Source organism: Anabaena sp. UHCC 0187, from assembly GCF_009712035.1.
Taxonomy (GTDB): domain Bacteria; phylum Cyanobacteriota; class Cyanobacteriia; order Cyanobacteriales; family Nostocaceae; genus Dolichospermum.
This window is the reverse complement of record NZ_VILB01000011.1, coordinates 204,245-217,915: the sequence shown is the minus strand read 5'-3', so window position 1 is coordinate 217,915 and position 13,671 is coordinate 204,245. Positions and strand designations below refer to the sequence as shown.

Genomic DNA, 13,671 nt, shown 5'->3' with positions numbered 1-13,671 from the left:
CACCGTGAATTTAAAAGAGTGCGGCTCTTTTGAGAAGACAATGTTAATCCTGGTATAAAGTCTAAAATTCATCCAGGGTAGGGATTGTAAGTTTTAGCTCAAATTTTAAAACCAGGATTATGTCTTTTTGTAGTATTATATTACACCGTGAAAAGGGATTTTTGGTTTGATTTTTCTGCGATCCCGGCGATCGCTCCGGACTCCATTTCTCGCTGTCTTTCCCAAGCCAAAGCGGTAGATACGATCAGATCCAGATCATTATATTTGGGTTGCCAGCCCAGCACCTTGTGGATTTTATCGGCACAAGCTGTGACGCAGGCTGGATCACCCTCACGACGGTCAGTTTCCACCACAGGGAAATCCACCTGAGAAATTGCCTTGACTCGTTCAATGACTTCGCGCACACTGTAGCCTTGCCCATAACCGCAATTAAGAATTTGGCTGTCTCCACCCATCTCCAAATAGCTTAAAGCATCTAAGTGCGCTGTTGCCAAGTCTTCCACATGGATATAGTCCCGAATTCCCGTACCATCTGGAGTGGGAAAATCAGTGCCAAAAATTTGCATTTGTGGCTGACGTTTAAGTGCTGCATTACAGGCAGACATAATCAGATGATTTGTTTTCGGTGATATTTGCCCCAGCTTTCCACTAGAATCGGCTCCTGCTACATTAAAATAACGGAGAATTACGTAACGCAGAGAAGAAGTAATTGCATAATCCTTAATTATCCATTCGCTCATTAGCTTTGAGCGCCCATAGGGATTAATCGGCATGGTTGGGGTATACTCAGCCACCGGATTTTCTCCTACTTCTCCATAAACTGCGGCTGTACTGGAAAAGATGATTTGATTAACACCCATCACATGACAACAGCGGAGTAAATTCAAAGTATTGCGTGTGTTATTAGCGTAGTAGTCAAGGGGATGGATGATTGATTCTGGAACAATCAGACTAGCGGCAAAGTGCAACACGGCACTAAATTCATGCTGGGCAAAAACTAGATAAAGACGGTCTAAATCTGCTAAATCGCCGATAATTAGATCGCCGTAAAGTACAGATTTTGGTGAACCGGTAGAGCAATTGTCATAGACTATAATGTCGTAGCCTGCTGTACCAAGTTGACGGACAACATGGGAGCCTATATAACCTGCTCCACCGGTGACTAAAACTTTTTTTCTCATCTACCTTTACCTAAAAAAACAACTCGGACAGTTTTGAAAGCGATCGCCAAATCTAACCAAATGGAATAGTTCTTGATGTAATAGAGGTCGTAAGAGAGCTTTTCATAGGCATCTTCAATTGATGCACCGTAGGGATAGAGTACCTGGGCCCAGCCTGTTATTCCCGGTTTGACCAAATAACGCAGTTCATAGTAAGGAATCGCTTCTTTCAGCTTGGTATCAAACTCCGGGCGTTCTGGACGTGGGCCAATCAAGCTCATTTCTCCCCTGAACACATTCCAAATCTGCGGTAGTTCATCAATTCGCAATAGACGTAGCCAACGTCCGACTCTAGTAACACGGGAGTCGTGTTTATCTGCCCACTGTACCCCGCGTTTTTCAGCATCTTGATACATGGAGCGGAATTTGTAAACTCTAAAAGACTTGCCATATAAGCCTGTTCGTAATTGGCTGTAGAATACTGGGCCTGGACTATCTAATTTAATTGCCAGAATTACGAGCAACATTAGTGGGGATAAAATTACGAGTAAAACCATGACCAGAATCAAATCTACAAACCGCTTTAACTTCATAGTTAAGTAACCAGGCATTAAGTGAAACCCAGGACTAAAAGCGAACCACTTATCCTGTAGTAGGTAAGAAGGGAGTTTATACCATAGGGTTTCATAAAAATCTGGAAGTCTATAAATGGGAATACCTCGCAGCCGGATTTGCATCAATTGCTGTACCTGGGTATCAGAAAACTGAATATTCGTGGCTATGATTACGGCAGACCAAGATTCTTGAATCCATTTAGATAAATCATTGAAGTCTCCTGCATAATTCAGATTATCCAATGCTGAACGAGGAGTATTTTGATCAGCTTCAGGAGTTAGCACAACTAACTTCCCCAATAGATTTAGCTGTAATAGATTTTGTGTAAATTTGGTGGCGTTTTCACCTGCACCCAGCATCAACCAACGACTTTGTTCAGTGCGCGATCGCACCCATCTCGCTGCCAATAATCTTAACATCACTGCCCAGATGCTAAACATTCCCAAACTTGATAGCAAAATGCCCCGTTTAACTAATGTGTGATCCACCCAAGCCATGAGCGCGAAAATGAAAAAACCACTTGCACAAATGCCGATTAGGGTGCGAGCCGATGTCGTCAATCCCGCAATTTGCCTGTCTGGATGATAAGTATCAGCCAAATAGAGTCCCACTAATATTAATAAGACAAAACAGTAAATAAATGGATCAAATCCGTCAATTGGTTGGTCTAACCGTAACCAAAAAGCAAATAATAAACTAACAAACAAACCAAAAATATCACCTAAAAAAAGTATTATAGGCAGGGTATGTGGTATGTTTGGCAACTTGATATTATTTGGAGAACTAATGTAACTGGTAAGAGTCATATATTTTATTAGCTTGTGTTTTGCTCATGTACAGATTTTAAATTTCGCGTACACATTGACAAGGTAGAAAAGATATCAATTAGCGGCAGAAGTTGAATATCCAACTACCACACAGTTGTGACCCAAAGCTGTAAAGTTAAAAGTATGGCTATGCCACGCAAGCTATCAAAAATTAAATAGGAGTCCTATACAATACTGCTCAGTTAAGGCAAAATTATCAAGGATTTTGTTGGGTTTTGCTGTCGCTCAACCCAACCTACATTTCCTTAACCGACAACTATTGAAGTCCTATAAAATGAGTTGTGCTTGAGAATGTACTTAAAGTACAAGCATCACAGCTTATTTGTCTAGTTTTATGCAACTATAATTTCAAAAAATTGCCATTGTTGCCATTGTAGAACTCATGCGAAATTGCCCCATCACATCCCCCAAGAAAACAAATAAATTTTTAATTTAAATTTTCAACTCATAATAGACATCTCCGAAAAATCTGTGTGGATTAAAAACTTTTGTAGAGACATTCCATGGAACGTATCTACAATCTTTACTAATTTGCTGGCTGAAAAAAGCCAATAATTATGGTTCTAGCAAGTTTTGACCAAGATTAGCAGCCAGTAATTGGGAAATTTAAATTGATGTTGCATAAGGGCTAGACAGATGAATTATGGTATGTGTATTGTAGGTACATCCTTTCAGAGGAATAGATGTTATAAGCAAATTAAAGATCCGTATAAATGTGGAATAGTCTTCTCTGTTTAAACCTGTAAACGAAGTTATTTGCCAGAATTTTTAGGCTCATAAGCTACAGTTAGAACAGAGATGGTTGAGTAAAATTTTGTCTAGTTCAATACAGCTAAAATCAGGTATTGTTTGCCAAAACAAATATGCCAAATATTCGTTTTTAACAATTAAAATTATATATCGGGTAGCGATCAAGTTTTAACATGGAATCTAACCAAGAAGACCAAAATCTATTAGAATTTTCAAATTACTCGCTGGTTTTCAAAAAGCATGGGTTGGTGATAGTAAGTGTGATTGCCTTTGTCTTTGGATTGACAGGGTTATTAACTTTCACACAAAAACCGATTTACGAAGCCAAAGGTAAACTACTTTTAAAGCAAAGTGATGCTTCTTCTTTGACGGGTTTGAATCAAAAATTGGGAGGACTGACAGGTCTGAGTAATGCAAGTAATCCATTGGATACAGAAGCAGAAATAATTCGTTCTAATCCCATGGTTCAGAAAATTATTGACAGACTTAAATTAAAAGATAACCAGGGTAACCCGCTAACAATCGGAGAATTTATCGCAAAACTAAAAGTCACCGGGATTCGTGGTACAGATGTGATGGAGTTAACTTATAAAAGTAATAATGCAACGGAAACTGCGGTAGTTGTTAATACTTTAATGAAAACTTATTGGGAAGATAATATTCTCATGAACCGATTAGAGACAACATCTGCGAAAGAATTTTTAAGTAAGCAATTGCCGCAAATTGAAAATAGATTGGCACGAGCAGAAGCAGCTTTACGGAACTTTAAAGATAAAAATCAAGTAGTTTCCTTAGAAGCAGAAGCAAATTTAGGAGTACAAGAAATCAAGACTTTATTAAGTGAAATTACCAAAGAAAAAGCCCAATTGGAGGCTGTTAAAAGTCGTTCTATAGGTTTGCAAAATCAGTTGAATTTGAGTCCTAAGCAAGCCTTTAATCTTGCTACTATAAGTCAGTCTCGTGGTGTGCAACAGGTGCTAACAGAATATGAAAAAGTTCAGGATGATTTGGTTGTAACACAAACTCGCTTGACAGATCAACATCCAACAGTTAAGAATTTGAGGAGGAAAGAACAAGCTTTAAAACAGCAGATAGAAAAGCGAGTTGGAGACATTATATATAGTCAAGAATCTATCCCAGAAAAAAATTTACAAATTGGACAATTGAAGCAAACACTGACCACTGAATTGGTACAATCGCAGCTAAATAAGTTGGCATTAACAAACCAAATTAGAGTTTTACAAAATGCCTTCTTGATCAAACAAGCACGATTAAGAATGTTACCCCGACTAGAACAACAACAGCGAGCGCTAGAACGACGTTTGCAAGTAGGACAAACAACTTATCAACAAGTATTCAAGCAATTACAAGAAATGGAGGTGGTAGAAAAGCAAAAAGTTGGTAATGTGCGGATAATTTCCGAGGCTTTGATTCCTGACACAGCTATTTCTCCCAAGATTAGCTTCAATTTAGCTCTAGGTGGATTTTTAGGGGTGCTATTGGGAATTGGTTTAGCACTACTGTTAGAAGCTATGGATAAATCACTGAAGACAGTTGAAGAAGCTAAACAGTTGTTGGGTTATCCCTTATTGGGAAGTATTCCTAGTCTCAGTCACAAAGAAGGAATTGGATCAGAACTACCCATTAGAGACAATCCCTATTCATCTGCCAGTGCTGCCTTTGAGATGCTGATGACTAACTTGAATTTCACCCTCTCTGACAAGGAATTACGGGTAATTTTAGTGACTAGTTCCATCCCCAATGAAGGCAAGTCTTTTGTTGCTGCTAATTTGGCAGTGGCAAAAGCACAGATGGGATGCCGAGTCCTGTTGGTGGATGCAGATATGCGTCGGCCTCGGCAACATGAAATTTGGCAACTACCTAATTTCGTGGGGTTGAGTAATGTGCTGGTAGGTCAGAGTGAATTAACAACACCGACACAAGTAATGGTTGGTTTAGAACTATTAACATCAGGAACAATTCCGCCCAATCCTGTTCCGTTAATTAATTCCCAGCGGATGGATTTGTTAATTAAAGAATATGCAAAAGAGTATGATTTTATCATTATTGATACTCCACCATTAAGTATAGCTGCGGAGACACAAATTCTCGGCAAATTGGTGGATGGAATGTTGCTAGTTGTCCGTCCTGGAGTGGTTGATTCCCCTGCGGCGATCGCAACCAAGTCCCTGCTAGAGCAGTCAGGGCAGCAAGTTTTGGGGATGGTGGTAAATGGGGTTGCTACTGAAATTAGTGGTTACTACAGTTACAAGGGTTATTACGAGAAAAATAGCAGTGGTCGGAATAGCAAGGATAAAGTGAAGTTTGCCTAATATAGGATTTTTCTAACCATTTAGTCGGAATTTTCAGCAATTTATTTTCTATGTTCAGAAAAAGTAATTTATCCAAGGAAAATATTTTTAGTGAAAAATAGCTTACTAAAAAATGGTTTTTACAACACAGTCGGAGGAGTAGTCCGAATCGGACTAGCTGTACTCACAATTCCCATACTAATTAGGATGCTGGGAATTGAGGAATATGGTTTGTGGACACTGGCTTCTGCAGTGGTGCAAGTGGTTAATTTAGCTGAGGCTGGGCTTTCTGTCGCTACTACAGTCTTTGTCTCACAAGACATAGTAAAAGAAGATGCTGATGATTTATCAAATTCTCTTTCAGAGACATTGACTGTAACCTTTGGGGGAATGCTAATATTTGCAACCCTTGCCGCTATTGCCCTGTTATTTGGTGCTGAAGCAATTGTTAGTTTATTTCCTAAATTAGGGCAAGTTCAACAGGTAACAATTCAACATACTTTACAGATTGGTGGGTTAGTAGTGTGGGCGCGATTGCTCCAAAGGGTTTTGATTGGTGTAGAACAAGCCTATCAACGTTATGACTTGATAAGTTTATTCAGTACAATTGAGTCACTATTGCTTTCTTTTGGAATGTTAATAGTGACTTGGCTAGGAGGACGGACAATCGCCCTCATGCAGTGGCAAGCTTTAGCAGCTATAGCAATTTTATTGAGTCATGTCTGGGTGTTACGAAATTTAACCCATAACGTGAAACTGCACGTAAACTGGAACCAAAAAAGAGGATTAGCAATAGCTCGATATAGTCTTATGAGTTGGCTAACCTTGTTGGGGGGAATAATTTTTGCTAGAGGCGATCGTTTAATTGTAGGAAGCTTGCTAGATACTCAGACTTTAGGAGTTTATGCGGTAATGACAGATATTACTACACAAATCAATTCCCTCTCCGCATTACCTGTACAACCCTTACTTCCGAGTGTAAGCAATCTCGCTGCCAATTTAGATACCCATGAGGCAAAGTTACAAAAGCAAGTTAAGCAAGCTCTTCAAATTAATAGCTTTATCGCATTAGTAATTGGAGCAGGATTATTCACACTTGCAGATGATGTTTTACATTTGTTTATTCCAGGGATATTTTCTAAAGAAAATATAGCTGCATTCTATATTTTAGTTATGATTTATTCTCTTTATTCCATAAATGCAGTAGGCTATTACCTTCTATTGGCATTAAATGCAGCAGATAAATGTATGCTTATTCAGCTTATTAGTGGGATTTCGTCATTATTGTTAATAGCTATTGGAGCCAATCAATTTGGTTTAGTGGGAGCATCGCTTGGAAATAGTGGATATCTTATAATTTGGTTATTAACTTTTTTTGGAATGCGACAATTATTTATTCCCTTAAAAAGATGGTTAATATGGCTTCGATATCCGCTACTATGGTTTTTTGTAGTAATTATGATAAATTTCTTTTTACCCAGTCAATTAGAAGTCAAAATATTTACTTTTTTTCTAGAGACAGTTCTTTTGACTGTTTGGTTTATTTATGAACAGAATATTAATGTTAGTTCTGCCATTAGGAGGCTATTTATTAAGTTCGTGAGGTCTTAATAATCTCTGCACCTTTAGGTGCGGAGAGTGTCAATTTTGTTTGGAAAATACTTCTCAAATAGTGTCAAAAATATGTCAAACTTAGTTTCTATTATTACACCCTGCCTCAACTCTGAGAAAACCATTGAACGAACAATTTTATCTGTACTTAATCAAAGTTACAAAAACATTCAATATATTGTGATTGATGGTAAATCATCAGATAACACTTTAGAAATATTAAAGAAGTACCAAGAAAAGGATTCCAGACTTTTAGTTGTATCTGAGAAAGACAACTCGATGACTGAAGCTTTGAATCGTGGCTTGTACTTAGCAAAAGGTAATATTGTTGCCTCCATCAATGCAGATGATTGGTATGAAATGGATGCTATTGCATACGTTGTAAAACTCTACCAAAACAAGCCCTTCATTTGCCTTATAGGAAACACTCAATTTATTTCAGAGTCAGGCAAAGTTCTCTACACCAACAGACCCTGGACTGCACCCTGGTTGTTAGCTTGGTATATAATGGGCTGTCTCACAACAGAGTCTTCTGTTTTTTATAGTGCAGATTGCATTAAAGATGTAGGTTACTTCAATGAAAAGTTTAAATATACTCAAGACTTTGAATATTACTTAAGAATCCTCAAGAAGCACAAAATTACATATACCAATAAGCTCATCTCAAATTTTTGGGTGAGCGCGAATCAGACTTCATTCTTGGTTGGTAATCAAATGAGTTCTGAAGTACTTAGCTATATAGACTACAAAATTCTAAGAAAAATAGTAGGAGGAACTAGTCTTGGTTCTTTCATTAGAATATTTTTAGGTGTTAGAAGGTATACGATCAATCAAATATACAATCATATTTTACAGTATCTAAAAATTAGAGGTTATTTATAAAATAAAAATCAATAAATCCAGAAACTTTAAGGTATTGGTAGATTATCAGAGTTACCTGTGCAGCCTTCAAAAAAATAGAGTTTAAAAATAATAAAAAGTCGTTTTTTAAGTAACAAAGTTTACATAAGGTATTTTTTTATGATAATTTGCAAAACAGTAATGCTTTTTTCGATACTTAATTCATAAATTAATTTGCAAAATCACAAGGAAATAATACTAAATGGCTTCCAATTTTTCTTCTATTTTATTAGTTGCAGTAATTACACTTTTACTATTTATTTGGATAAATACTTTTTTCAACAAGTATTTATTTATCGTCATTCTAGGATTTATAGTCAGGCTATTTTTGATTTTTATTCAGGAGCAGACACATTTTTTTGGAGATGCTGATATCGGAGACTACTTACCCTACTTTAAAAGATTTAGTCAGGCTGTAAGTACTGATCCCTTGAGCTATATTGAACCACACGTTCCCTTCTATTGTATCCTCTATCCCGGCTGGATATTCAATACTTTTGGAGAGTCTGGCCTTTGGATCATAAGAACTTTCAATGCAGCTTTAGGTGTAGCGGCTATTGCTCCATTGGTATGGATTAACCAAATTATCTTCGGGAAAAACCTCAGTGAGTTACAGGCAGCGATTGTTATATTCTGGCCTACTTGGTTGCGTTACAACATTGAGGTTGGGCGCTCTGCACCTAGTGTCTTAGTAGTTCTAGTTGGTATATCTGGTTTGCTTGCAATAATTAGTTATCCAAAAGCCCGCAATAACTTATTTGTACAAGTTTATACGTGTCTAGGTATCTTTTTTAGTTGTTATCTAAGAATCCATTACATAGCCTATTTCATACCGATTCTTTCACTAGCATTCTTAACTCAGGTGGGAAAATTAAAAATCTCACCCTACATACGTCCAATTCTATATTTCATTTCTATTATCCTAACACTGTTAATCACTTTTTCGATGGTTGGTATATATCAGCAATTATCTCAAGGAAATCATAGTGGGATGATATTTGAATCTTCAGAAAGTGCCTTAGGTTATTTAGAAATGAGAGATAATGAAGAAGGGAATTCTGGCTACCTTGAGGGTGTTTACCCCAGAACTCCTGTTGATTGGATTTGGTATTTACCTATTCACTGTTTCTATTTCATGTTTTCACCAATGCCTTGGAATGTCCATACTGCATTTGCAGCCGGTAGTTCACTACAGGCATTAATTCTATTTTCACTATGCTTTCAAGCACTAAAAAAAGGCTGGAAACTTTTTAAAAGGAATGAAGGTATTAAATTATTATTACTTTCATTATTTTTTGTTGCCCTTGCTTTTGGCTCCGTGACTAAAAATGCAGGAGGTGCTGAAAGATGGAGGCTGCCTTCAACTCTCATGTTAATTACAACAACCACAAGCATATTAGACTACTCAAAACAATTAGTTCAGGCAAGGAAATCTCCTGCGATACCGTATATATAACTGTTTTTTTAGTAAAAATGTTGATTGCGTTTAATGTATATAAAGCGGAGGAACATAACATATGAAATCGAGAATTCTAATACTATCTACTAGCTTAGGTCTAGGGGGTGCAGATCAGCAAGTAATCGCATTGGCTTCTAATCTTATTCAGAGAGGTCATCAAGTTAAGATTGTGTCAATGGTGCCTCTTGGAGTCATGGGATTAGAAGCTCAGTCTGACGGATTTGATATTGCGACTCTTAATATGTCACGAGGTGTTCCAGAACCAAGAGTAATTCCGAAATTGATACACCTGATCAATGACTGGCAACCTCACATCCTACATTCTCATTTGTTCCATGCAAATTTATTAGCCAGAATCGTCCGACTTTTTACAAGGGTTCCAGTTATCATCTCTACAGCTCATAGCATAGATGAAAGTAATGGTGCGCGTTGGCGAGAAATTGCTTACAAATTTACTGACTTTCTTTGCGATTTGACAATTTGTATAAGTAAAGCTGGAGTAGAACGTTATATTCAGATAGGATTAGTTTCCAGAGAAAAAGCAAAATTTATTCCTAACTTTGTGAACACAAATAAATTTAAATTTGACTCAGAATTAAGAAGTAATATTCGTTGTAAATTAGGACTTGGAGATGAATTTACATGGCTGGCAGTTGGACGATTTGATCCACCGAAAGATTATCCCACCACAATCAAAGCATTTGCAATTGTATTACAGCAAAACCCAAATGCTTTGTTAATTATTGTCGGCATAGGAAAACTCCAGTCAGATATTGAAGAATTAGTAAAAGAGCTACAAATTGATTCAAATGTTAGATTTTTAGGCGCTCGGAGCGATGTAGTGGCATTAATGAATGCCGCCGACGCATATTTAATGTCTTCGGCTTGGGAAGGAATGCCAATGGTTTTATTAGAAGCAGCAGCAACACAACTACCAGTAGTTTCTACAGATGTTGGTGGTATAAAAGAGACAGTATTGGATGGCAAAAGTGGATTTTTAGTACCATCAAAAAATCCTCAATTACTAGCTCAAGCAATGTTTAAAATGATGGCAATACCAGAGGTAGAACGATTACAAATGGGGCAAAAAGGGAGAGAATTTGTTGTTGCTAACTACAGCACAGAAGAAGTTGTTACACAATGGGAGCAATTATATTGCAACCTACTAAAACAACGTCAGATTACAGCTTTTATTTAGGGTAGATTTTAATTACTAATTTGGAAATATTTTCTATGTCGAAAAAACTTTCAGTTGTCACCACAGTCTATAATGGACAGCAATATTTTGATAGAGCAATTCCTAGTATTTTGAATCAAACATACAGTAATTTTGAATGGATTATTGTAGATGATGGCTCTACAGATGCAACATCAGAAATGCTGGCAAAAGTTGCACAAAAAGATAGTCGAGTTAAGATTTTTACCTCTGGACACTTAGGTCGTACAAAGGCTCTGAACTATGCCATTGAAAAAGCCCAAGGAGAATATATAGCTAACCAAGATTTTGATGACATTAGCTATCCAGAGCGTTTAAGTTTGCAAGTTGAATTTTTAGATGCTCATCCAGAAGTTGGCGTTGTTGGATGTAATTACATCGTAGAAGACGAGAATCGAAAAGAACGTTATGTCAGAATGCCTGCAACTGAGCATGATCAACTTATAAAGACGATGGCAAAATGCGTACCTTTTGCTTTTACACTAGCCACTTTCAGGAAACAAGCTTTGTTGCAAGCCGGAGGATATCCTGATGTGGAGGGAGGTGTAGAAGATTTACGGTTGTGGATTACATTTGCCAAGCATGGTTGGCTTTTGGCAAGTATTCCCGAAAATTTAGGTACACATTGGGTTCACCCAAAAAGTTTTTTTCATCGTAATTTTGAATATTCCTATCGTCAAAAACAGTTAGCTGGTGTACAGTGGCAAGCCATTCGGGAACTGAATTTGCCATTATGGATGGGCATTTATCCTATAGGACGGTTTGTATATTTATATGCACCGAATCAATTAAAGTCATTTGTGCGCCGTTTGTTAGGTGGCTCAAAAGAAAAAACTTTGGAATATCGCAAATCTGGCGTTGCATAAATGGGGGATGAATTGGCGGTTAAAACTCTTGAAAATTCGTTCCCAATTTGGCTAAATCATCCCATAATTCAGTAACACGGGGAAAGGAATTTCCCTTATCTTCCTTTCCTTGTCTACTTTTCCACAAAATCAAAAATCTAATATTCTTTGTCACAATTTTGTAACTTAGGTGAGGTGCTGTGTATGAAATATTCCAAAAAACCTGTCTTACTTTATATCATTACAAAATCAGAGCTTGGTGGCGCTCAGAAAAATGTTTATGATTTAATCAAAAATTTTTGCAAAGACTATGAAATTCACCTAGCAACTAGTCAATTAGGGTTACTTACAGAATTTGTTAGTGATTTAGATGTTCCTTTACATTTAATTTCTAACTTAAGTCGTGATATTAAATTCTCAGGTGAATTTCTCGCTATCAAAGAATGTATTTCATTGATTAATAAAATTAAACCTGATATCATTCATGCACATAGTAGTAAAGCTGGCGTTATAGCACGTATTTCTGGATGCATATCCAAGACACCTGTTATCTTCACGGCGCATGGTTGGGGTTTTACTCAGGGAACTCCTCCACTTCAGCGAACCGTGGCACTGATAGCTGAAAAATTATTGGCACCACTGTCTGCGAAGCTAATTTGTGTCTCTGAAAGCGATCGCCAACTAGCTCTAAGTCTTAGAGTTGGTAATCAAAATTCACTCCGGACTGTTCACAATGGCATTGCTAACATTCCTGTGACTATTGCTAATCCTTCACAACAGCCACCTCAACTGATTATGGTGGCACGTTTTAATGAACAAAAAGATCACAGTACATTACTTCAAGCGATCGCTCAACTCCAAAACCCTTGTATCCATCTGGACTTAGTTGGTAGTGGTTCTTCCCTGGAATCTTGCAAAGCTTTAGCTAATTCCTTGGGTATTACTGAGCAGGTTTCTTTTTTGGGCGATCGTAGAGACGTACCCGATTTATTAGCCCAATCTCAAATCTTTATTCTCAGTACCCATTATGAAGGTCTGCCTATCAGTATTCTAGAAGCTATGCGTGCTGGTCTACCTGTTGTGGCAACTAACGTAAATGGTATTCCAGAAGAAGTTGAAAATGGAAAAACAGGCTTATTAGTACCGCCTAAAGATATAGATGCACTGGCTAAAGCATTACAAACTCTGATTGAGTCTCCCGAACTTCGTCAGCAAATGGGTGAAGCGGGTAGACAAAAATTTGAGCAAGAATTTACAGTTGAGCGGATGATAAATGAAACCAAAATAGTGTACGAGAACATATTCAATCAAGAATCAAATAAATTCATTCAATTTAATTTTGGGGTTAAAGCTGGCACCAGTTCGACCAGTCGCAATCCAAATTACTGAGCGAGCGCAATCTCGTAAAATGTGTACCCAGGATTCAAATTCAACTCCTGTTGAAGGTACTACAACTGGGGTGACAATAACCCCGCGACTTCCCAAAACTATTGACGCGATCGCTTTTGCTCTGCTCATGTGATAATCCGAGGTAATCAGGTAAATATGGTTAAACTTTTGGACAACAAAATCTTCTGCCAAAGTTGTAAAATTAGTTACGGTATCTGTAGCTCTACCATCCAAATGTAACTGTCGCCTTGGAATATTAAACTTTTGGAAAATACGGCGGTTAATTTCTAAGTGCCAGGCATAATCAGAAACCCAAATATCCAAATTTTTGTGAATTTGCCAAAAGCGACCAGCAAATTCCATCCGTTCACTATCACTCCCTAACACAAAAATGGCCTGCGGAATTGGAGCTAGATGGAGTGCAACCACTAGCCTAACAGGAATAATACTAATCAAAACTAGTAAAGCAATTAAAACTAAGATTAACCGTCCTTGTTTGCGCTTGAAGTAAAAACGCAATTTTTCTTGAAAATGGTTTTTTCGTAACCCATGTTTACGGTTTTTCATTCAAATCGCCTTCTTCGTTT

Annotated in this window: 10 protein-coding genes; 7 read left to right on the top strand and 3 right to left on the bottom strand. The window is 37.4% G+C overall.

Features of this window, described 5'->3' with window-relative positions; genetic code table 11:
- Positions 1 to 140: 140 nt before the first annotated feature.
- Positions 141 to 1,181: a UDP-glucose 4-epimerase GalE gene (galE, locus tag FJR11_RS10085; RefSeq protein WP_168503555.1), complete on the bottom strand. Its 1,041-nt coding sequence runs from the start codon at positions 1,179 to 1,181 to the stop codon at positions 141 to 143.
- The gene (locus FJR11_RS10080) at positions 1,178 to 2,581 is read right to left on the bottom strand and encodes a sugar transferase (protein ID WP_168503554.1); all 1,404 of its coding nucleotides are present in this window, start codon (positions 2,579 to 2,581) and stop codon (positions 1,178 to 1,180) included. The genes galE and FJR11_RS10080 overlap by 4 nt, the downstream gene beginning before the upstream one ends.
- A 944-nt stretch (positions 2,582 to 3,525) precedes the next feature.
- On the opposite strand from FJR11_RS10080, the gene FJR11_RS10075 reads away from it, so the two are divergent.
- From FJR11_RS10075 to FJR11_RS10045, 7 genes are all read left to right on the top strand, one after another.
- A complete protein-coding gene (locus FJR11_RS10075) occupies positions 3,526 to 5,685 on the top strand; it encodes a GumC family protein (protein WP_168503553.1) in 2,160 nt (719 codons plus the stop codon).
- Positions 5,686 to 5,775: 90 nt separating this feature from the next.
- On the top strand, positions 5,776 to 7,275 hold the full coding sequence (locus FJR11_RS10070; RefSeq protein WP_168503552.1) for an oligosaccharide flippase family protein: 1,500 nt from the start codon (positions 5,776 to 5,778) through the stop codon (positions 7,273 to 7,275).
- Between the two features lie 72 nt (positions 7,276 to 7,347).
- Complete coding sequence (locus FJR11_RS10065; protein ID WP_168503551.1) at positions 7,348 to 8,157, top strand: glycosyltransferase family 2 protein; 810 nt, start codon at positions 7,348 to 7,350, stop codon at positions 8,155 to 8,157.
- Positions 8,158 to 8,377: 220 nt separating this feature from the next.
- A complete protein-coding gene (locus FJR11_RS10060) occupies positions 8,378 to 9,631 on the top strand; it encodes a hypothetical protein (RefSeq protein ID WP_168503550.1) in 1,254 nt (417 codons plus the stop codon).
- Positions 9,632 to 9,692: 61 nt separating this feature from the next.
- Entirely contained in the window at positions 9,693 to 10,832 is a 1,140-nt protein-coding gene (locus FJR11_RS10055) for a glycosyltransferase (RefSeq protein ID WP_168503549.1), read from the top strand.
- A gap of 35 nt (positions 10,833 to 10,867) precedes the next feature.
- Positions 10,868 to 11,716 carry a glycosyltransferase family 2 protein gene (locus tag FJR11_RS10050; RefSeq protein ID WP_168503548.1) on the top strand — a complete coding sequence of 283 codons (849 nt, stop codon included), beginning with the start codon at positions 10,868 to 10,870 and terminating at the stop codon, positions 11,714 to 11,716.
- A gap of 183 nt (positions 11,717 to 11,899) precedes the next feature.
- Positions 11,900 to 13,084 carry a glycosyltransferase family 4 protein gene (locus FJR11_RS10045; protein WP_168503547.1) on the top strand — a complete coding sequence of 395 codons (1,185 nt, stop codon included), beginning with the start codon at positions 11,900 to 11,902 and terminating at the stop codon, positions 13,082 to 13,084.
- On the opposite strand, the gene FJR11_RS10040 is transcribed toward FJR11_RS10045, so the two are convergent.
- Positions 13,010 to 13,651, bottom strand: a complete 642-nt coding sequence (locus FJR11_RS10040) for a YdcF family protein (protein ID WP_168503546.1) — start codon at positions 13,649 to 13,651, stop codon at positions 13,010 to 13,012. The two genes, FJR11_RS10045 and FJR11_RS10040, sit on opposite strands and share 75 nt — an antisense overlap.
- Between the last annotated feature and the right edge of the window lie 20 nt (positions 13,652 to 13,671).